The 17,855-nt window shown below is 71.3% G+C and carries 14 protein-coding genes, 1 tRNA gene, 1 pseudogene and 1 riboswitch; of the genes and pseudogenes, 5 read left to right on the top strand and 11 right to left on the bottom strand.

All coding sequences use genetic code 11. The features are described 5' to 3' along the window. The first annotated feature begins 44 nt into the window (after positions 1 to 44). Together ACH4E7_RS00590 and ACH4E7_RS00585 are read left to right on the top strand one after the other, a co-directional pair. Positions 45 to 1,265 carry an acetyl-CoA C-acetyltransferase gene (locus tag ACH4E7_RS00590; RefSeq protein WP_396246807.1) on the top strand — a complete coding sequence of 407 codons (1,221 nt, stop codon included), beginning with the start codon at positions 45 to 47 and terminating at the stop codon, positions 1,263 to 1,265. Between the two features lie 289 nt (positions 1,266 to 1,554). Beyond that, entirely contained in the window at positions 1,555 to 2,496 is a 942-nt protein-coding gene (locus ACH4E7_RS00585; protein ID WP_396246806.1) for a hypothetical protein, read from the top strand. A 92-nt stretch (positions 2,497 to 2,588) separates the two neighbouring features. Here ACH4E7_RS00585 and ACH4E7_RS00580 read toward each other — a convergent pair whose 3' ends face one another. The 3 genes from ACH4E7_RS00580 to ACH4E7_RS00570 form a co-directional block, all read right to left on the bottom strand. Then, positions 2,589 to 2,957, bottom strand: coding sequence for a hypothetical protein (locus tag ACH4E7_RS00580; protein WP_396246805.1), 369 nt, complete (start codon positions 2,955 to 2,957; stop codon positions 2,589 to 2,591). Between the two features lie 80 nt (positions 2,958 to 3,037). Further along, on the bottom strand, positions 3,038 to 3,904 hold the full coding sequence (locus ACH4E7_RS00575) for a Bax inhibitor-1/YccA family protein (RefSeq protein WP_396246804.1): 867 nt from the start codon (positions 3,902 to 3,904) through the stop codon (positions 3,038 to 3,040). A 137-nt stretch (positions 3,905 to 4,041) separates the two neighbouring features. Beyond that, positions 4,042 to 4,126: transfer RNA gene (locus ACH4E7_RS00570), tRNA-Leu, on the bottom strand. A 259-nt stretch (positions 4,127 to 4,385) separates the two neighbouring features. On the opposite strand from ACH4E7_RS00570, the gene ACH4E7_RS00565 reads away from it, so the two are divergent. Then, on the top strand, positions 4,386 to 5,192 hold the full coding sequence (locus tag ACH4E7_RS00565; protein WP_396246803.1) for an ABC transporter ATP-binding protein: 807 nt from the start codon (positions 4,386 to 4,388) through the stop codon (positions 5,190 to 5,192). A gap of 50 nt (positions 5,193 to 5,242) precedes the next feature. Further along, complete coding sequence (locus ACH4E7_RS00560; RefSeq protein WP_396246802.1) at positions 5,243 to 7,801, top strand: ABC transporter permease; 2,559 nt, start codon at positions 5,243 to 5,245, stop codon at positions 7,799 to 7,801. A 178-nt stretch (positions 7,802 to 7,979) separates the two neighbouring features. On the opposite strand, the gene ACH4E7_RS00555 is transcribed toward ACH4E7_RS00560, so the two are convergent. The 7 genes and pseudogenes from ACH4E7_RS00555 to ACH4E7_RS00525 form a co-directional block, all read right to left on the bottom strand. Next, the gene (locus tag ACH4E7_RS00555; protein ID WP_396246801.1) at positions 7,980 to 9,350 is read right to left on the bottom strand and encodes an NAD(P)/FAD-dependent oxidoreductase; all 1,371 of its coding nucleotides are present in this window, start codon (positions 9,348 to 9,350) and stop codon (positions 7,980 to 7,982) included. Between the two features lie 464 nt (positions 9,351 to 9,814). Next, entirely contained in the window at positions 9,815 to 10,750 is a 936-nt protein-coding gene (locus ACH4E7_RS00550; protein WP_396247131.1) for an exopolyphosphatase, read from the bottom strand. Between the two features lie 155 nt (positions 10,751 to 10,905). Then, positions 10,906 to 11,436: pseudogene (locus tag ACH4E7_RS00545) on the bottom strand (DUF501 domain-containing protein); the annotation flags it as partial. Then, on the bottom strand, positions 11,408 to 11,899 hold the full coding sequence (locus tag ACH4E7_RS00540) for a septum formation initiator family protein (protein ID WP_396246800.1): 492 nt from the start codon (positions 11,897 to 11,899) through the stop codon (positions 11,408 to 11,410). The pseudogene ACH4E7_RS00545 and the gene ACH4E7_RS00540, both read right to left, overlap by 29 nt. 201 nt (positions 11,900 to 12,100) lie before the next feature. Then, positions 12,101 to 13,387, bottom strand: coding sequence for a phosphopyruvate hydratase (eno, locus tag ACH4E7_RS00535; protein WP_355670007.1), 1,287 nt, complete (start codon positions 13,385 to 13,387; stop codon positions 12,101 to 12,103). Between the two features lie 288 nt (positions 13,388 to 13,675). Then, a complete protein-coding gene (locus tag ACH4E7_RS00530; protein WP_396246799.1) occupies positions 13,676 to 14,443 on the bottom strand; it encodes a transglycosylase family protein in 768 nt (255 codons plus the stop codon). 5 nt (positions 14,444 to 14,448) lie between these two features. After that, positions 14,449 to 14,616: riboswitch (cyclic di-AMP (ydaO/yuaA leader) on the bottom strand. Positions 14,617 to 14,826: 210 nt separating this feature from the next. Continuing rightward, positions 14,827 to 16,116, bottom strand: a complete 1,290-nt coding sequence (locus ACH4E7_RS00525) for a cytochrome P450 (RefSeq protein ID WP_396246798.1) — start codon at positions 16,114 to 16,116, stop codon at positions 14,827 to 14,829. 279 nt (positions 16,117 to 16,395) lie between these two features. Between ACH4E7_RS00525 and ACH4E7_RS00520 the strand changes: the two genes are divergently transcribed. Further along, positions 16,396 to 16,821 carry an SDR family NAD(P)-dependent oxidoreductase gene (locus ACH4E7_RS00520; RefSeq protein ID WP_396246797.1) on the top strand — a complete coding sequence of 142 codons (426 nt, stop codon included), beginning with the start codon at positions 16,396 to 16,398 and terminating at the stop codon, positions 16,819 to 16,821. A 5-nt stretch (positions 16,822 to 16,826) separates the two neighbouring features. Here ACH4E7_RS00520 and ACH4E7_RS00515 read toward each other — a convergent pair whose 3' ends face one another. Next, entirely contained in the window at positions 16,827 to 17,849 is a 1,023-nt protein-coding gene (locus tag ACH4E7_RS00515) for a MazG family protein (RefSeq protein WP_396246796.1), read from the bottom strand. Between the last annotated feature and the right edge of the window lie 6 nt (positions 17,850 to 17,855).

Genomic DNA, 17,855 nt, shown 5'->3' with positions numbered 1-17,855 from the left:
CCTCCCGGACCGCAAGTCCGTCGTCACTCAGCGAGGAGCCCGCCATGCCCGAAGCCGTCATCGTCAGCGCCACCCGTTCGCCGATCGGCCGGGCGTTCAAGGGTTCGCTCAAGGACGTCCGCCCGGACGACCTGACCGCCCACATCATCCAGGCCGCCCTGGCCAAGGTCCCGCAGCTCGACCCGCGCGAGATCGACGACCTGATGCTCGGCTGCGGCCTGCCGGGCGGCGAGCAGGGCCACAACCTGGCCCGCATCGTGGCCGTGCAGATGGGCATGGACTACCTGCCCGGCGCCACCATCACCCGCTACTGCTCCTCCTCGCTGCAGACCACGCGGATGGCGCTGCACGCGATCAAGGCCGGCGAGGGCGACGTCTTCATCTCGGCCGGTGTCGAGACCGTCTCGCGCAGCATCAAGGGCACCTCGGACGGCCTGCCGGGCACCATGAACCCGATCTTCGACGAGGCCCAGGCCCGCACCAAGAAGCGCGCCGAGGAGGGCGGCGGCGAGTGGCACGACCCGCGCGAGGACGGCCTGCTGCCGGACGCCTACATCGCGATGGGCCAGACCGCCGAGAACCTGGCCGCGCTCAAGGGCATCACCCGCGCCGACCAGGACGAGTTCGGCGTGCGTTCGCAGAACCTCGCCGAGGCGGCGATCAAGGCCGGCTTCTGGGAGCGCGAGATCACCCCGGTCACGCTCCCGGACGGCACCGCGGTGAGCACCGACGACGGCCCGCGCGCCGGCGTCACCCTGGAGGGCGTGTCCGGCCTGAAGCCGGTGTTCCGCCCCGACGGCACCGTGACCGCCGGTAACTGCTGCCCGCTGAACGACGGCGCCGCCGCGCTGGTCATCATGTCCGACACCAAGGCCCGCGAGCTCGGAATCACCCCGCTCGCCCGGGTGGTCTCCACCGGCGTCAGCGCCCTCTCCCCCGAGATCATGGGCTACGGTCCGGTCGAGGCCTCCAAGCAGGCGCTCAAGCGGGCCGGCCTGACCATCGACGACATCGACCTGGTCGAGATCAACGAGGCCTTCGCGGCCCAGGTGATCCCCTCCTACCGCGACCTCGGCATCGACATCGACAAGCTGAACGTCAACGGTGGCGCCATCGCGGTCGGCCACCCCTTCGGCATGACCGGCGCCCGGATCACCACCACGCTGATCAACTCCCTGCAGTGGCATGACAAGCAGTTCGGCCTGGAGACCATGTGCGTCGGCGGCGGCCAGGGCATGGCCATGGTCATCGAGCGCCTCAGCTGACCCCGCCGAACCGCTCCGAAGGTCTGGACCACCCATCCGGAGTGACGTAGCGTAATTGAGGGCCGGATCACACCGCGAGGTCGATCCGGCCCTCTTCCTGTTCGCTTCCGGTCCGGAAATCGACACTGCGGAGCGGATCAACTCCACTGCGTAGAGCGGTGTTACCTAACAATTTGGGGACAAGGGCGAAAGTTCTGGACGAATTAGACATTCGCCACTGCGGTAGCACCCCAGAATGCGGCAGTGTGGACACGTAACCCCGTTCCGCTCCTCGCTAGGAGTACGTTCCGTGAGCGCCGTCTACACCCTCCTGCTGTTGACCCTGATCGCCGTGTCGACCGTCGTGCTGCTCCACCTCCGGGGACTCTCCCGCCGCCTGGACGCGCAGGCCGCGACCCAGGCCGCGCCCGTACCCGTCGACGAGGCCGCGATACGCCGGGCCGTCGCCGAGGCGCTCGCCGCCGACCGCGAGCGGGAGATCACCGAGGCCCGGGCGTTCTGGGCCGAGCAGGAGGCCCGCGCGGCCGAGGACGCGCCGCTGTTCGACTCCCCCTTCACCGGGGTGTTCACCGGCACCGACGAGTGGCCGCTGTTCTTCCCCCGCCCCACCGGCCCGCAGGACGCCGCCGACAACGCCGGGACGATGGACCCGGAGTTCGGCGAGGCGCTGCGCTCCGCGTTGGAGGACCTGATCAACGAGGGCGGCACCGGCCCGGCCGAGCCCGGCACCGAGGGCGGCGCGCCGCTGCGCCCCGGCCACCCGGCCGGCGAGAGCACCAAGGACGCCCGGGCCCGCCGCGAGGCCGACCTGCTGGCCACCGGCCTGGAGGCCGGGCTGCTGGACGCCGAACCGACTGTGGAGGACGCCCCGGTCGCCGTGCCCGACCCGCGCCGCCACCCCTCGCACCCCGACTTCGTGCCGAGCCAGGCGCCGTCCCGCGAGTGGACCGACACCCGGCTGGCCACCCTCGCCGAGGAGGCCGTCGCCCTGGTCGACGTCCGCCCCGGCCCGCTGGGCACCCTGGACGTGTACGCCTTCGCCGACGGCACCACGCTGTGCGTGGCCCCGGGCGACCGGGAGGCCGCCTACCGACTGATCGACGCGGTCCGCGCCGGTGAGCACGTCCGACTGCTCGGCGGCTCGCGCTTCTCCGGTTCGTACTCGCTGACCTTCTCCACCGACGAGGAGGCCGTCTACGTGCTCGCCGACCGGGTGGTCGCCAGCATCTGACGCCGACTCATCCGCGCAGCACGACCGAAGGCCGGCCGGGTCCAGGGGTTACCGACCCGGCCGGCCTTCGGCATGTCCGGCTCCGGGAGGCCTCAGGCGCAGAGCTCGGCCGTCTCGCGCACCGCGGCCACCGCCCCGGCCAGCACCTCGGCCGCCGCCACCGGGCCGTCCGGCAGCGCCACCTCGGCGTCCTCCGGCAGGGTGGTCAGCGCGGCCGCCAGGTCGTGCCCGGCGACGGCCAGCTGGTCCCCCACCGCGAAGGCCCCGGCGTCCGGGAACTCCCGCTCCGGCCCGCCCTCGGCCGCCAGCGCCAGCGCGGCCAGCCGCCGGGCCAGCGCCAGCACCGCCGCCGCCCGCGAGGCGTGTCCGGGCACGGAGCCCAGCAGCTTGCTCTGCGGCAGCGAGCGGAAACGATCCGCTAGGGAGTCCACGGCTTCGACCAGGGGCTGTACGTCATGCATGGAGAGGAGCCTAAACGCCGCCGGGCCCCGGAGCGGTCCGCTCCGGGGCCCGGCGGCAGTGGGGGACGACAGGGGGTGCGTCAGTCGTCGCCGCGCAGGATCGCGATCAGCCGCAGCATCTCGACGTAGATCCAGACCAGCGACAGGGTCAGCCCGAAGGCGGCCCGCCAGGACTCGCGCTGCGGGGCGCCCTGCGCGATGGCCGTCTCGATCTCCGCGAAGTCCAGCGACAGGAAGAAGGCGCCGAGGCCGATGCCGATCAGGCCGACCACCACGCCCAGCGGGCCGGAGCGCAGGCCCATGTCGGCGCCGAAGGCCATCGCGACCACGTTGATCAGCATCAGCAGCACGAAGCCCATCGCGACCGCGATGCCGATCCGGGTGTAGCGCGGGGTGACCCGGATCCGGCCGCTCTTGTAGGCGAACAGCATCGTCCCGAAGACCGCCGCCGTGCCCAGCACCGCCTGGATCGCGATGCCGTTCAGCATGGTGTTGAGGGCGTGGGTGACGGCGCCGAGCGCGAAGCCCTCCAGGGCCGCGTACAGCAGGATCAGCGGCGGGCTGACGCTGCGTTTGAACGAGACCACCAGGCCGACCACCATGGCCACCAGGCTGGCGCCGATCGCGAAGCCGAAGTTCTCGAACGGCAGCGTGAACCAGGCCACCGCGCCGGCGGCGACCAGGGTGAGCAGCGTCATGGCCGTGCGGGCGACCACGTCGTCGAGCGTCATCCGCCCGGTGGCCGCCGGGCCGGCCGACGGCCCGTTGTACATCTGGTACAGCTGTTCGTCCGTCAGCGGGCCCTGCCCCTGCGGCTGGGCGTAGGGGGTGCCCGCGTAGGGGTTGCCGTACGGACCCCCGGCCTGCGCGGTGGTACCGAACCCCGCGTAGCCGGGCTCGCGGGTGAAGGACCCCTCCCGCGAGAAGACCGGGTTGCTGCTTCTCATTGCTCATTCCCTCCGTGGCGGCACTGCACCGCCCGCACACCAGGGTAATGGCTTGGCAAAAAATTCGGGATACGCCGCAAGGAGGATCCGGTGAACGACGCCCGGCGGGGACGCCGACGGCGCCCCCGCGGGTCGTGTGGTGCCCGGAGCCGGACTCGAACCGGCACGGCCTCGCGGCCAAGCAGTTTTAAGCTGCCCGTGTCTGCGTTCCACCATCCGGGCGTCCCGCGAAAGCACCCCTGAGCCTAGTCGCCCGGCTCACCCTTTCGCATGTTCCCAGCCCGGGAAGTTGTCATGTTTCCTTGCTATCTGACGAACTGTTCGAGATTTCGGCCACGAAGCACAGCGAATCCGGCCATCGGGTCTCCCTCAGGGTTGCCCTCATACCGCAGGAGGAGAGTCCAACCCCTCCCGTACGTCCAGCGGTGGTAGGCCCAACCGTTCGGCGGAGCGACGCCGAACCGTGATCACGTCGCGGAGCATGGAGGTACACGTCAGTCGGCCCAGCAAGGAGCACCCCGTGACCACGTCGACCGCAACCGCCGTCCGCACCGCGGCCGCCCGTGCCACCGGCCTGAACAAGGTCTACGGGGAGGGCGAGACCCGCGTGGTCGCCCTCGACAACGTCAGCGTCGCGTTCCCCCAGGGCGAGTTCACCGCCATCATGGGCCCCTCCGGCTCCGGCAAGTCCACCCTCATGCACTGCATGGCCGGCCTCGACACCGTCTCCTCCGGCTCCACCACCATCGGCGACACCGAACTCGTCGGCCTCAAGGACAAGCAGCTCACCCAACTGCGCCGCGACCACATCGGCTTCATCTTCCAGGCCTTCAACCTCCTGCCGACGCTGACCGCCCTGGAGAACATCACCCTCCCGATGGACATCGCCGGCCGCAAGGCCGACCGGGCCTGGCTCGACCGCGTCGTCGACACCGTCGGCCTCTCCGGCCGCCTCAGCCACCGCCCCTCCCAGCTCTCCGGCGGCCAGCAGCAGCGCGTCGCCTGCGCCCGCGCCCTCGCCGGAAAGCCCGACATCATCTTCGCCGACGAACCCACCGGAAACCTCGACTCCCGCTCCGGCGCCGAGATCCTCTCCTTCCTGCGCAACTCCGTACGCGAACTCGGCCAGACCGTCGTCATGGTCACCCACGACCCGGTCGCCGCCTCCTACGCCGACCGCGTCGTCTTCCTCGCCGACGGCCGGATCGTCGACGAACTCCACGGCCCCACCGCCGACACCGTCCTGGACCGCATGCGCCGCTTCGACGCCAAGGGCCGCACCAGCTGACACACCGCCGGCCCAGCAGCCCGCTTCACCGAACCTTCCCAGGACACCTCATGTATCGCACCGCTTTGCGCAACGTGCTGGCCCACAAGGGCCGGCTACTGATGACGGCACTGGCCGTCATGCTCGGCACCGCCTTCGTCGCGGGCACCACGGTCTTCTCCGACACCTTCGGCAAGGCCCTGCGGGACAGCAACTCCAAGAGCTACTCGGACATCGCCGTCCAGGTCGTGGACCGCGCGGCCGGCTCCGACGTCTCCGCCGAGCAGAAGAGCGAGAGCGGCTCCGCCGCGCTCACCGACGCCACCGTCCAGCAGCTGGCCACCCTGCCCGACGCGGCGGGCGCCCGCGGCGTGGTCAGCGGCTTCACCGGGGTCGCCGACCACAAGGGCAACCTGATCGGCCAGGTCTGGGCCGCCAAGGGCGCCAACTTCGCCCCGGGCCAGGACGGCAAGGACCCGCGCTACCCGATGGCCGAGGGCCAGGGCCCGAAGAACGCCGAGGAGGTCGCGCTCGACCGCAAGACCGCCGACCGGGGCGGCTACAAGGTCGGCGACACCGTCCGGGTCGCCGCCAACGGGCCGGTGATCGAGGCCAGGCTCACCGGGATCTTCACCACCGACGACCCGGTGGTGAACACCGGCGGCACGCTCACCCTCTTCGACAAGGCCACCGCCCAGCAGACCCTGCTGGAGCCGGGCCGCTACAGCAGCATCGTGCTCACCGCCAAGCCCGGTACCTCCGAGGACGCACTGCTCGCCCAGGTCCAGCCGAAGGTGCCCGCGGGCCACCAGTTCGACGTCGAGACCGGCGCCAAGCTCAACGCCGACGAGCAGGAGCAGATCACCAAGGGCACCGACAGCATGCGCACCATGCTGCTGGTCTTCGCCTTCATCTCGCTCTTCGTCGGCATCTTCATCATCGCCAACACCTTCACCATGCTGGTCGCCCAGCGCACCAAGGAACTCGCGCTGCTGCGGGCGATCGGCGCCAGCCGCAAGCAGGTCACCCGCTCCGTGCTGATCGAGGCCCTGCTGATCGGCACCGTCTCCGCGGTGGCCGGTCTGCTGGCCGGCATCGGGGTCGGCGCCGGGATGCAGTCCCTGATCGGCTCGCTGAACGAGGACATGCCGAGCGGCGCGCTGGTGATCAAGCCGCTCACCGTCGTGGTGACCGTCGTGGTCGGCGTCGTGGTGACCGTCCTGTCGGCCCTGCTGCCGGCCCTGCGCGCCGCCCGGATCGCCCCGGTGGCCGCGATGAGCAGCGGCGACCAGCCGACCAGCCAGAAGAGCCTGGTGGTCCGCAACACCATCGGCGCGGTGCTCGCCGCCGGCGGCCTCGCGCTGATCGGCTACGGCGCCTCCACCGGCGACGACAGCGGCCGGATGCCGGTCGGCGCGGGTGCCTTCCTGGCCCTGATCGGTGTGTTCGTCCTGCTGCCGCTGCTGTCCCGCCCGGTGGTCGCGCTGGTCGGCCCGCTCCTGCGGGCGCTGGGCGGCACCCCGGGCAAGCTCGCCCAGCAGAACGCGGTGCGCAACCCGCGCCGCACCGCGGCCACCGCCGCCGCGCTCACCATCGGCCTCACCCTGGTCACCGGTCTCACCGTGATCGGCACCTCGGTCGGCGACACCGTCGACCGGGCCGTCACCAAGTCGATGAAGTCCGACTACATCGTCTCGGCCGCCAACGGCATGGGCCTCTCCGAGCAGGTGCCCGCCCAGATCGCCAAGGCCCCCGGGGTCGCGGCCTCCTCGCCGATGACCGCCGCCTCCTGGCGGCTCAACGGCACCAGGAAGTCGATCGCCGGTCTGGACGCGGACACCTTCGACCGGATCGCCGAGGTCAAACTGACCAGCGGTTCCACCGCCGCGCTCGGCAAGGGTCAGCTACTGGTGGACCAGGACGTCGCCACCAAGTTCAACGTCACCACCGGCTCGACGATGACCGCGACCTTCCCGGACGGGTCCACCGGGCAGCTCACCGTCGGCGGCGTGTACGAGAAGGGCGGCATGCTCGGCCCGGTCCTGCTGGCCAACAGCGAGATCGCCAAGCACGACCCGAAGCCGTACGTCGCCGACGTCCTGGTCAAGGGCAAGGACGGCGCCACCGCAGAGCTCAAGCAGTCGCTCAAGGACGCCACCGGCGCCAACCCGGTGATCGAGGTCAAGTCCAAGCAGGACGTCCGGGACGGCTTCAGCCAGGTCATCACCTTCGCGCTGAACCTGATGTACGGCCTGCTGGGGATGGCGGTCCTGATCGCGGTCCTGGGTGTGATCAACACGCTGGCGATGTCGGTCTTCGAGCGCAAGCGCGAGATCGGGATGCTGCGGGCGATCGGCCTGGACCGCCGCGGCATCAAGCGGATGGTCCGACTGGAGTCGGTGGTGATCTCGCTGTTCGGTGCCGGTGTCGGCCTGCTGCTCGGCTGCTTCATCGCCTGGGCGATCAACGGGACGCTGAAGTCCAGCCTGGCCGGGCTGACCACCGTCCTGCCCTACGGCCAGCTGGCGATGTTCCTGGCGCTGGCCGGGCTGGTCGGCCTGGTGGCCGCGATCTGGCCGGCCCGCCGGGCGTCCAAGCTGGACATCCTGTCGAGCATCAAGACCGACTGACGGTCCGACGGACACAGTGAGAGCCCCTGCCGGAGGGTTTCGGCAGGGGCTCTGCTACTGCTGTACTCCGCCCGGTCGCACGGCCGGCTGAGCACCACGGAGGTCGTGGTCCGGCGTCACTGCCGGGCGGAGGGCCTCCGACTCATACCCCGGCGCTCCCACACCGGGGTCCAGTCGCTTACTTGCTGGCGAGCTCCTTGTCGGCGGCCGGCTTGGCGGCCTCGACGGCGGGCTTGGTGGGCGGCGTGACCTCCTGGATCGGCAGCTGCGGCCGCTCCATCTGGGACAGGCCGACCATCTCGCGCTTCAGGAACATCGCGAGGGTCCAGTCGGTGAAGACGCGCACCTTGCGGTTGACGGTCGGGACCATCGCGCCGTGGTAGGCACGGTGGAACCACCAGGCCAGGCGGCCCTTCAGCTTGACCTTGCCGAACAGGATGGCGACACCCTTGTGCAGGCCGAGACCGGCGACCGCACCCAGGTTCTTGTGCTTGTACTCCTTCTGCGGGAAGCCCCGCATGCCGGAGATCACGTTGTCGCCGAGGACGACGGCCTGGCGGCAGGCGTGCTGCGCGTTCGGCGGGCACCAGGCGCCCTCGCCGGAGGCGAGGTCCGGCACCTGGGCGTTGTCACCGGCGGACCAGACGTAGTCGAAGCCCTGGACCTGCAGGGTCGCCGCGGTGTCGACGTGGCCGCGCGGGCCCAGCGGCAGGCCGAAGTCGGCCAGCACCGGGTTCGGCTTGACGCCCGCCGTCCACACGATGGTGGACGCGTCCATCTCCATGCCGTTCTTCAGCATGACATGGCCGTCGATGCAGGAGTCCATCGAGGTCTCGATGTAGACCTCGATCTTCCGCTCCTCCAGCTTCTCCTTGGTCCACAGACCCAGGTCCGGGCCGACCTCGGGGAGGATGCGGTTGGCCGCCTCGACCATGACGAAGCGCATGTCGTCACGGCTGACGGTCTTGTACAGCTTCGACGCGTCGCGCGCCATGTCCTCGATCTCGGCGATCGTCTCGACGCCGGCGAAGCCACCGCCGATGACGACGAAGGTCAGCGCCTTGCGGCGGACCTCCTCGTCCGTGGTGGACTCGGCCTTGTCGAGCTGGGCCATGACGTGGTTGCGGAGGCCGATGGCCTCCTCGACCGTCTTCATGCCGATGCCGTTCTCCGCCAGACCCGGGATCGGGAAGGTGCGGGAGACCGAGCCGGTCGCGACGACCAGGTACTCGAAGGGCAGCTCGTAGCTGTCGCCGGCCGCGGGCTGGATCGTGGCGACCTTGCGGGCGTGGTCGATACCGGTGACAGAACCGGTCAGCACCTCCGCCTTCTTGAGGGCGCTGCGCAGCGGCGCGACGAGGTTGCGGGGCGCGACGTTGCCGCCGGCCGCCTCGGGGAGGAAGGGCAGGTACGTCATGTACGACCGCGGGTCCACGACCGTGACGGTCGCTTCGCCGTAGCGCATCTTCTTGAGGATGCGCATCGCGGCATACAGGCCGACGTAACCACCGCCGACAATGAGGATGCGAGGACGCTCCGTGGTGCTCATATCCGAAAGTATCCAGCACCGTCCGGAGCAGCCTTCGTGAGCCCGGTCACAAGCTCATGGACACCCCGTGCTACACTCCGCGCCCACAAAAACGGCCCCGGCATGCCGACTCACAGGGCCCAACGACCCCTTGTGCGCAAGCGCCGGAGCACCACCCTGCTGAGCAGCAACGATCCGCACCACACCCGGGTTCCCGTGCGTGATTTCGATTTTCAAACCTCAAACGAGGCCTGACCTGCGATCCAGCGGGCTCGACCACCGGCAGGCCTTCGGTCTCACAATTCGGGCGTAGCGGGCCCCGGGGGGCGGCGAAAGACCGGATCGCCATGTGAAGAAATTCACGAACATTTCCGCCCGCGTCCGGGCGCGCCCCGGCTCCGGCACCCCCGGAGGGGCGCCGGAGCCGGTTCGGACACCTCGTCGCGCTGCGGACCAGGGCGGCGAGCACCCAGGCGCGCGGGCCGTCAGGAGGCCGTACTCCAGGCGATGCCGTCGAGGATGTCGTGCTCGCTCACGACCACCTCGGCGGCGCCGGTCCGCTCCATGATCTCCAGCAGCTCCAGCGCCCCGGCCGCGATCACGTCCACCCGGCCCGGGTGCAGCGAGGGGATGGCCGCGCGCTCGGCGTGGGTGGCGGCCAGCAGCTCGCGGGCGATCTCGGCGACCCGCTCGCGGCTGATCCGGGAGTGGTGGATCCGCTCGGAGTCGTACTCGGGCAGGTCCTGGGCGATCGCGGACACCGTGGTGACCGTCCCCGCGAGGCCCACCAGGGTGGCCGCGCCGGTCAGCGGGACCACCTCCTCGGCCTTGTCCAGCTCGGCCCGCACATGCACCCGGGCCTGCGCGATCTGCTCCTCCGAGGGCAGCTCGGCGCCGCCGAAGTGCCGCTCGGTGAGCCGCACGCAGCCGATGTCCACCGAGCGCGCCGCCTGCACGTCCGCCCCGCCGAGCACGAACTCGGTCGAACCGCCGCCGAGGTCGAACACCAGGTAGGGGGACGGGAACTGGCCGCCGGTCAGCTCCTTGGTGGCGCCGATGAAGGACAGGTGCGCCTCCTCCTCGCCACTCACCACCTCGGGCTCGACGCCCAGGATGTCGCGCACGCCCTTGACGTACTCGTCGCTGTTCTCGGCGTCCCGGGAGGCGCTGGTGGCGACGAAGCGGGTGCGCTCGGGGCCGACGCCGAAGCCGGTGATGATCTCCCTGTACTCCCGGCAGGCCGCGAAGGTGCGGGCCAGCGCGTCCGGGTGCAGCCGGCCGGTCTGGTCCACGCCCTGGCCCAGCCGGTTGATGATCATCCGGCGGTCGAGGTCGGTGATCTCACCGGTCTCCGGGTCGAGGTCGGCGACCAGCAGGCGGATCGAGTTGGTGCCGCAGTCGATCGCGGCCACGCGGGTCATGCTCACTCGGACTCCTGCTCCGCGCCAGCTTCCGGTGTCGCGGCCTCGGCGGCGCGCTTCTTGGCGGCGCGCTCGGCGGTCTTCTGCTGCTTGGCCGCGATCACGGCGTCGTGGTCCTGCTCCTTGGCGCGGTTGCGGGCGACCCGCTCACCGGCCTCCTGGACCTCGGCCGGGGAGACGCAGGGGCCCTTGGCCCACCAGTCCTCCAGCATGCCGATCGCCTCGTCGCCGAGCGGGTTGACGCCCTCGCCGGCCGCCAGCGAGTGGCCGACCAGCACGTGCAGGCACTTCACCCGGTCCGGCATGCCGCCGGCGCTCGGGAAGCCCTCCAGCACCTCGATCGCGTCGCGACGGGCGATGTAGTCCTCGTGCGCCTTCTGGTAGGCGGCGGCCAGCTCCGGGTCCTCGGCGAGCCGGGCGCTCTGCTCCTTCATCACGCCGTCCGCCTCCAGGGTGCCGATCAGCGAGGCGGCCTTGGGGCAGGTCAGGTAGTACAGCGTCGGGAACGGCGTGCCGTCCGGCAGCCGGGGGGCCGTCTCCACGACGTCGGGGTTGCCGCAGGGGCAGCGGTGCGCGACACCGCGCAGGCCGCGCGGCACCCGGCCGAGCTGGGCGGCGATGGCCGCGACGTCGGCGTCGGAGACGGCGGGGTGGTTCTCAGTGGTCATGGGGGGTGGGGTCTCCAACGGGGGACGGTGGGAGCGGACGGGGGGTGGCGGGGGCCAGCGCGACGGTGTCGGCGGCGTCCACCGAGTCCCAGATGCTGGTGTACCAGGGCTTGGCGGCCTTGGCCGAACTGCCGGAGGAGGCCGGTGCGGCGGGCGCGGAGGGCTGGGCGGTCGGTCCGGCCGGGTCCACCGCGATGTACGGGGTCTCCCCCGGCACCGCGTAGTGCAGCCGGGAGCGGGCCTGCGCCTTGACGTACTCCGGGTCCTGCCAGCGGGCCTTCTCCCGGCGCAGTTGCTCGACCTGCTGGCGCGAGTGGTCGGCCTTCGCCCGCTGGGCGGAGATCTCGGCGCGCTGGGAGACGAACTGCCGCGTCGGGTAGGCGAGGATCGCCACCAGCGAGCAGAGCACCAGGACGAGGACGGTCGCCCGGCTCGTGAACCGAGGCCGGGCCGCCAAGCCCGGGATCCTCCAGCCAGCCATCTCCCGTATCCCCTCCTGGTCGCGACGGTGCCCCGCCGTCCACCCTACGGGGTGTGCGGCGGGGCACCGGTCAGGCTTGCGCTACCGGGGACTTCCGGCCCTCCGGTTTTCGGCCGCGGTGCGGGAGCGGTCGGCCTTCGTACCGAAGGGGTCAGCCCTCGTACTCGCCGTACTCGCCGGTCCGCGGAGCGACTGCGCTCATCACTCCGCGGAGCGGAAGCGCGGGAAGGCGCCGCGGCCGGCGTACTCGGCGGCGTCGTCGAGGATCTCCTCGATGCGCAGCAGCTGGTTGTACTTGGCGACGCGCTCGGAGCGGGCCGGGGCACCGGTCTTGATCTGGCCGCAGTTGGTGGCGACGGCCAGGTCGGCGATGGTGACGTCCTCGGTCTCGCCGGAGCGGTGCGACATCATGCAGCGGTAGCCGTTGCGCTGGGCCAGCTCGACGGCGTCCAGGGTCTCGGTCAGCGAGCCGATCTGGTTCACCTTCACCAGCAGCGCGTTGGCGGTGCCGGTCTCGATGCCCTTGGCCAGGCGGGCCGGGTTGGTGACGAACAGGTCGTCGCCGACCAGCTGGACCTTGTCGCCCAGCTTGACGGTCATGGCCTTCCAGCCGTCCCAGTCCGACTCGTCCAGCGGGTCCTCGATGGAGACCAGCGGGTAGGCGGCGACCAGCTCGGCGTAGTACTCGATGAGCTCGGCGGCCGAGAGGGCCTTGCCCTCGAACTGGTAGGCGCCGTCCTTGAAGAACTCGGAGGAGGCGACGTCCAGGGCCAGGGCGATGTCACGGCCGGGGACGTAACCGGCCTTCTGGATCGCCTCCATGATGAGGTCGAGGGCCTCGCGGTTGCTGTCCAGGTTCGGGGCGAAGCCGCCCTCGTCGCCGAGGCCGGTCGACAGGCCGCGCTCCTTCAGCACGCCCTTGAGGGTGTGGTAGACCTCGACGCCCCAGCGGACGGCCTCGGAGAAGGACTCCGCGCCGATCGGGGCGATCATGAACTCCTGGATGTCGACGTTGGAGTCCGCGTGCGAGCCGCCGTTGAGGATGTTCATCATCGGGACCGGCAGGACGTGCGCGTTCGGGCCGCCCAGGTAGCGGAACAGCGGCAGGTCGCTGGCCTCGGAGGCGGCGTGCGCGACGGCCAGCGAGACGCCCAGGATGGCGTTGGCGCCGAGCGAGGACTTGTCCGGGGTGGCGTCCAGGTCGAGCATGGCCTGGTCGATCAGGCGCTGCTCGGTGGCGTCGTAGCCGACCAGCTCCGGGCCGATCTGCTCGATGACGGCCAGGACGGCCTTCTCGACGCCCTTGCCGAAGTAGCGGTTCTTGTCACCGTCGCGCAGCTCCAGCGCCTCGAAGGCGCCGGTCGAGGCACCCGACGGGACAGCGGCACGACCGGTGCTGCCGTCGTCGAGGCCGACCTCGACCTCGACCGTGGGGTTGCCGCGCGAGTCGAGGATCTCACGGGCTACGACGACATCGATGGACGGCACGAGGCATCTCCTTGCGGAAGCAGGGTCCGGCCGACGGTGGTGGCTGTCGGCGGGACGATTGCGGAGTCGTTACGACCAGAGCCTAACCGCCCGGGCTCCCGGGGCCACGTTGACCTCGGCTTCGTCTCAGCGTGTGGCCCCACTACCCACCGGTAGTTCACCTGCTTGTCCCAGCTTGTCCCTTTGCCGCGGACGAATGCGGGCGAAGGGGGCCGGGCGCGGCCCCCTTCGTTCCCGGGGTGTTGCTCGAGGTCCTTCGGGGCGTCAGCCGGGGGCCCGTGGACCGGCTCAGCCGAGGTGCAGGACCTGGCCGGGCATGATCAGGTTCGGGTCGCCGCCGACCGTGCCGCGGTTGCCGCCGTACAGCGCCTGCCAGCCGCCGGACACGCCCTGGGCGGCGGCGATGCTCGACAGGGTGTCACCGGAGTGGACGGTGTAGTCGTGGCCGGCCGGGGCGGCCTGGGCCGGCTGGGCGGCGCGCGGGGCGGCGTGCTTGGGGGCGTACTGCTGGGCCGACTGATCGACAGGCTTCTCGGCCTGCCTGGGAGCGGCGTGCTTCGGGGCGTACTGCTCCGCCTTGGGGGCCTGCTGCTTCGGGGCCTGCTGCTTGGGCGTCTGCTGCTGCGGGGCGGCCTGCGGCTTGGCGTCCGAGGAGGTGTCGACCACGGCCGGGGCGCCGCCCTTGCTCAGGCCCGCCTTCTGGGAGCAGACCGGCCAGGCGCCCGGGCCCTGGGAGGCCAGCACCTTCTCGGCGACCGAGATCTGCTGGGCCTTGCTGGCCTGGTTGGCCTGCGACGCGTAGGCGGTGCCGCCGAACGCCTTCCAGGTGCTGGAGGTGAACTGCAGGCCGCCGTAGAAGCCGTTGCCGGTGTTGATGCTCCAGTCGCCGCCGCTCTCGCACTGGGCGACGGAGTCCCAGGCGGAGGCCGGGGCGGCGGAGGCGCCGGTGGCGGCGAGGAGCGGCATCGCGAGTCCGACGCCGGCCACACCGGCGACGGCGATGGCCTTCTCGGTCTGGGTGCGACGACGGTGACGGCCGGTTCCAACGAGCAGCATGAAGAGGTCCCTCTCCGCACGCCTGCGAGGTGAGCTGTCGGGTTCGGACCGGGAGGTGGCCCGGCCGCCGCATGCGGAAACGGTTCCGCTCGGGCGGCTTCACCCCAAGCCGTGGAGGACGGCAACAAACGTGGTTCCCCCGCCCCTGCCCAGGGTTCTGGTCGGCTTCCCGTGGCGCGGCGGGCAGGATTCGGCGTTCCGCGCACGAGGTCCGCAGCTGCGAACTCCAGGGAGACTAGACAGATCCTCAGATCAATCACAAGCTCATATCGTCGACATCACACCAAAATTACGGCACGTGATCAATCGCCTACCAACGGCTCCCCTATGTCCGGATTGATGGCTGTTCATACCGGGATCAAGGGTGCACCAGCGACGTCAAGTCAGTGTGTCGGAGCCTCAGGAACGGCGTGCGGCGACCGGATCTCGGGACTGAATTCGACCGGAAGTTCGCGCAATCCACGCATGATCAGGCCGCCGCGCCAGCGCAGATTCTCCGGGGTTTCAGCCAGTCGGAGATCGGGCAGTCGGGAAAGCAGCGTGGCCAGCGCGGCACGCCCTTCCAGCCGGGCCAGCGGGGCACCGATGCAGTAGTGGATGCCGTGCCCGAACCCCAGGTGGGGGTTGTCGGCCCGGGCCAGGTCGAGGGTGTTCTCGTCCGCGAACCGGGCCGGGTCGCGGTCCGCCGCCGCCAGCACCACCAGCACCGGATCGCCGACCGGGATGTCCACCCCGCCGATGGTCAGCGGCCGGGTCGCGAACCGCCAGGTCGCCAGCTCCACCGGCCCGTCGTAGCGCAGGAGTTCCTCGATCCCGGTCTCCAGCAGCGCGGTCTCCCCGCGCACCACCGACTCCTGCAGCAGCGCCCGCTGCCCCGGATCGCGCAACAGCGCGTACATCCCGTTGCCGATCAGGTTGATGGTGGTTTCGAACCCCGCGAAGATCAACACGAAGCACATGGCGGCGGCCTCGTTCTCCGTCAGGTGCTCGCCGTGGTCGCTGGCCCGGATCAGGCCGGAGATCAGGTCGTCACCGAGGTCGGCCCGCTTGCGGTGGATGAGGTCCACCAGGTAGGCGCGGATGCGCTTGACCGCCCGGCCCACGCCGCCGCGTTGCCCACCGTGGTGGCGGATCATCATGCCCGCCCAGTCCCGCAGATCGTCCTGGTCCTCGGCCGGCACGCCCAGCATGTCGCAGATCGCGTAGATGGGGAGCGGGAAGGCGAACTCGTGGATCAGGTCCGCCGAACCGCGCTGCGCGAAGCCGTCGATCAGCCGGTCGGTGAGCTGCTGCACCCGCGGCTCGAACTCGGCCACCCGGCGCGGGGTGAACGCCTTCGACACCAGACGGCGCAGCCGGGTGTGGTCCGGCGGGTCGATGTTCAGCAGGTGGGTCATCAGATCCGCCTGCCGCTCCCCCGGGATGCCCACCCGGCCGGTGCGGTGCGCCTGCCCGCTGTGGTGCGCCGGGTTCTTCGACAGCCGGCTGTCCGCGAGCGCCTGCCGGGCGTCCGCGTAGCGCGTCACCAGCCACGCCTCCACCCCGCTCGGCAGCTTGGTGCGGTGCACCGGGGCGTGCTCGCGCAGCCACGCGTAGGCGGGGTACGGATCGGCGGCGAACTCCCAGGTGAAGAGCTGCGGGGCGGGCTGGGCGGCGTCGGGCTGAGCAGGCATGGGTCGACCGTAACCGCTGGGCCCGGCGCGCCCTGCCCGCCGCCCGTCCGCGAGCGGCGCGCGAGCGGTCCGCCGACGGCGGGCGATCACGCCGCCAACGCTCCGTGGACGGCCCGTGGACGGACCGTGGACAGCTCTTGGACAGCTCTTGGCCGGGTGGCAGGCGTGAGTCTGGTCACCTGCGGGGTAATCCCTGTTGCGGAGGGTCAGGACGTGCCTACGATCCTCCGCAGTACGCGTGGGCGCCGGTGCGGTGTCGCCCACAGGGAGGAGCAGACCATGCCGGTCAGCGGGGCAGTCGTCGTCATCGCGGTACTCGACGGCGGTTCGGGAGCCGACCTCGCCCGCCGGTTCACCGCGGCCGGCGCCGCCGGGATGCTGATCGCCGACACCCACGTCGGCATCGCCGAGGACCTCGCCGCCGAACTCGACCGGCCCGGCTGCCCCGTCGTCGGCGTCTCCGCGGACATCCGCCGCCCCAGCGACGTCGCCGCCCTGGTCGACACCGCCGAGAAGCACCTCGGGCCGATCGACCTCTTCTGCGTCGCCGGCCCGAACGGCGAGCGGATCGTCTCCCTCGCCGACCTGCCCGACCACCTCGACCTGGAGCGCCTCGCCGAACTCGTCGCCCTCATCGGCGAGGCCATCGGCGAACTCGTCCCGCCGCAGCGGCGCCCGGCCGAGCACACCGCCACGGCGGCCTGAGCCGACTACTCCGGCTTGAGCCCCTCGGCCGCGCGCACCGCGCCACGGTAACCGCGCGCGGCCGAGCGCAACGCCGCGTCCACATCCACCCCGGCGTCGTGCGCCCGCTGCACCACCGCCAGCAGCAGCCGGCCCGCCGACTCCGCGGTCAGCTCCGCCGGCAGCTCGTACGGCGCGTCCGGCACACCCGCGAACCCCGCCCGGCGCACCCGGGACACCAGCTTCGCCGCGTACGCCAGTGCCGGCAGCCCGGCCGGCACGCCGTCCAGCACCGACTCCCGGTCCGCCTTCTCGGCCGCCTTCAGCTGCTCCCAGTTCGCCTCCACCTCGGCGGCGCCCGCGGCCTCGACGTCCCCGAACACGTGCGGGTGCCGGTACACCAACTTCTCCACGATGTCCCCGGCGACGTCGTCGATCGTGAACGGCCCGGTCGGGTGCTCCTCGGCGATCCGGGAGTGGAAGAACACCTGGAGCAGCACGTCGCCCAGCTCCTCGCGCAACGTGTCCCGGTCCCCCTCCTCGATCGCCTCGACCAGCTCGTACGCCTCCTCGACCAGGTACTTCACCAGGCTCTCGTGCGTCTGCTCGGCGTCCCACGGACACCCGCCGGGCGAACGCAGCCGGTCCATCACCGACACCAGGTCCAGCAGCCGCGACCCCGGCAGGTCGTACGAACCCGGCAGCACCTCGATCTCCGGCACCTCCCCGGCGTGCTCCACCGCCAGCCGCGCCAGCGCGTTCGTCAGCCCCGGATCCCCGTCCGGACTCCCCAGCCACACCGTCGGCCCCGCTTCCGCCGACTGCTCGGTCAACAGCCGCGCCAACGCCGGCGCCGACGCCGCCCCCACCGCCTCGACCGCCACCCCGGCCTGCCGCACCGCGGCCACCTGCGGATGCCCCTCCTCCCCCACCAACACCCGCCCTGCCGACCGCAACGCCTCCCACGCCGGCCACGCCAGCAACCCGGGGGCCACCCGGTGGGTGGTGGTCAGCAGGATCAACTTCGCGCCCGGAACATTCGTCGTCACACCTCG

Origin of the sequence: Kitasatospora sp. NPDC018058 (assembly GCF_044327205.1) — a bacterium.
Lineage (GTDB): Bacteria > Actinomycetota > Actinomycetes > Streptomycetales > Streptomycetaceae > Kitasatospora.
The sequence above is the reverse complement of the archived record's forward strand: the minus strand, read 5'-3'. Positions and strand labels throughout refer to the sequence as shown.

Bases quoted from the DNA above. Each gene is read 5' to 3' on its own strand.
- ACH4E7_RS00530 (WP_396246799.1), bottom strand. From the start codon at position 14,443: ATGCTGCTCGTTGGAACCGGCCGTCACCGTCGTCGCACCCAGACCGAG.
- ACH4E7_RS00565 (WP_396246803.1), top strand. From the start codon at position 4,386: ATGGAGGTACACGTCAGTCGGCCCAGCAAGGAGCACCCCGTGACCACG.
- ACH4E7_RS00540 (WP_396246800.1), bottom strand. From the start codon at position 11,899: ATGGCTGGCTGGAGGATCCCGGGCTTGGCGGCCCGGCCTCGGTTCACG.
- ACH4E7_RS00560 (WP_396246802.1), top strand. From the start codon at position 5,243: ATGTATCGCACCGCTTTGCGCAACGTGCTGGCCCACAAGGGCCGGCTA.
- ACH4E7_RS00550 (WP_396247131.1), bottom strand. From the start codon at position 10,750: ATGACCCGCGTGGCCGCGATCGACTGCGGCACCAACTCGATCCGCCTG.
- ACH4E7_RS00580 (WP_396246805.1), bottom strand. From the start codon at position 2,957: ATGCATGACGTACAGCCCCTGGTCGAAGCCGTGGACTCCCTAGCGGAT.
- ACH4E7_RS00555 (WP_396246801.1), bottom strand. From the start codon at position 9,350: ATGAGCACCACGGAGCGTCCTCGCATCCTCATTGTCGGCGGTGGTTAC.
- ACH4E7_RS00525 (WP_396246798.1), bottom strand. From the start codon at position 16,116: ATGCCTGCTCAGCCCGACGCCGCCCAGCCCGCCCCGCAGCTCTTCACC.
- ACH4E7_RS00575 (WP_396246804.1), bottom strand. From the start codon at position 3,904: ATGAGAAGCAGCAACCCGGTCTTCTCGCGGGAGGGGTCCTTCACCCGC.
- ACH4E7_RS00590 (WP_396246807.1), top strand. From the start codon at position 45: ATGCCCGAAGCCGTCATCGTCAGCGCCACCCGTTCGCCGATCGGCCGG.
- ACH4E7_RS00520 (WP_396246797.1), top strand. From the start codon at position 16,396: ATGCCGGTCAGCGGGGCAGTCGTCGTCATCGCGGTACTCGACGGCGGT.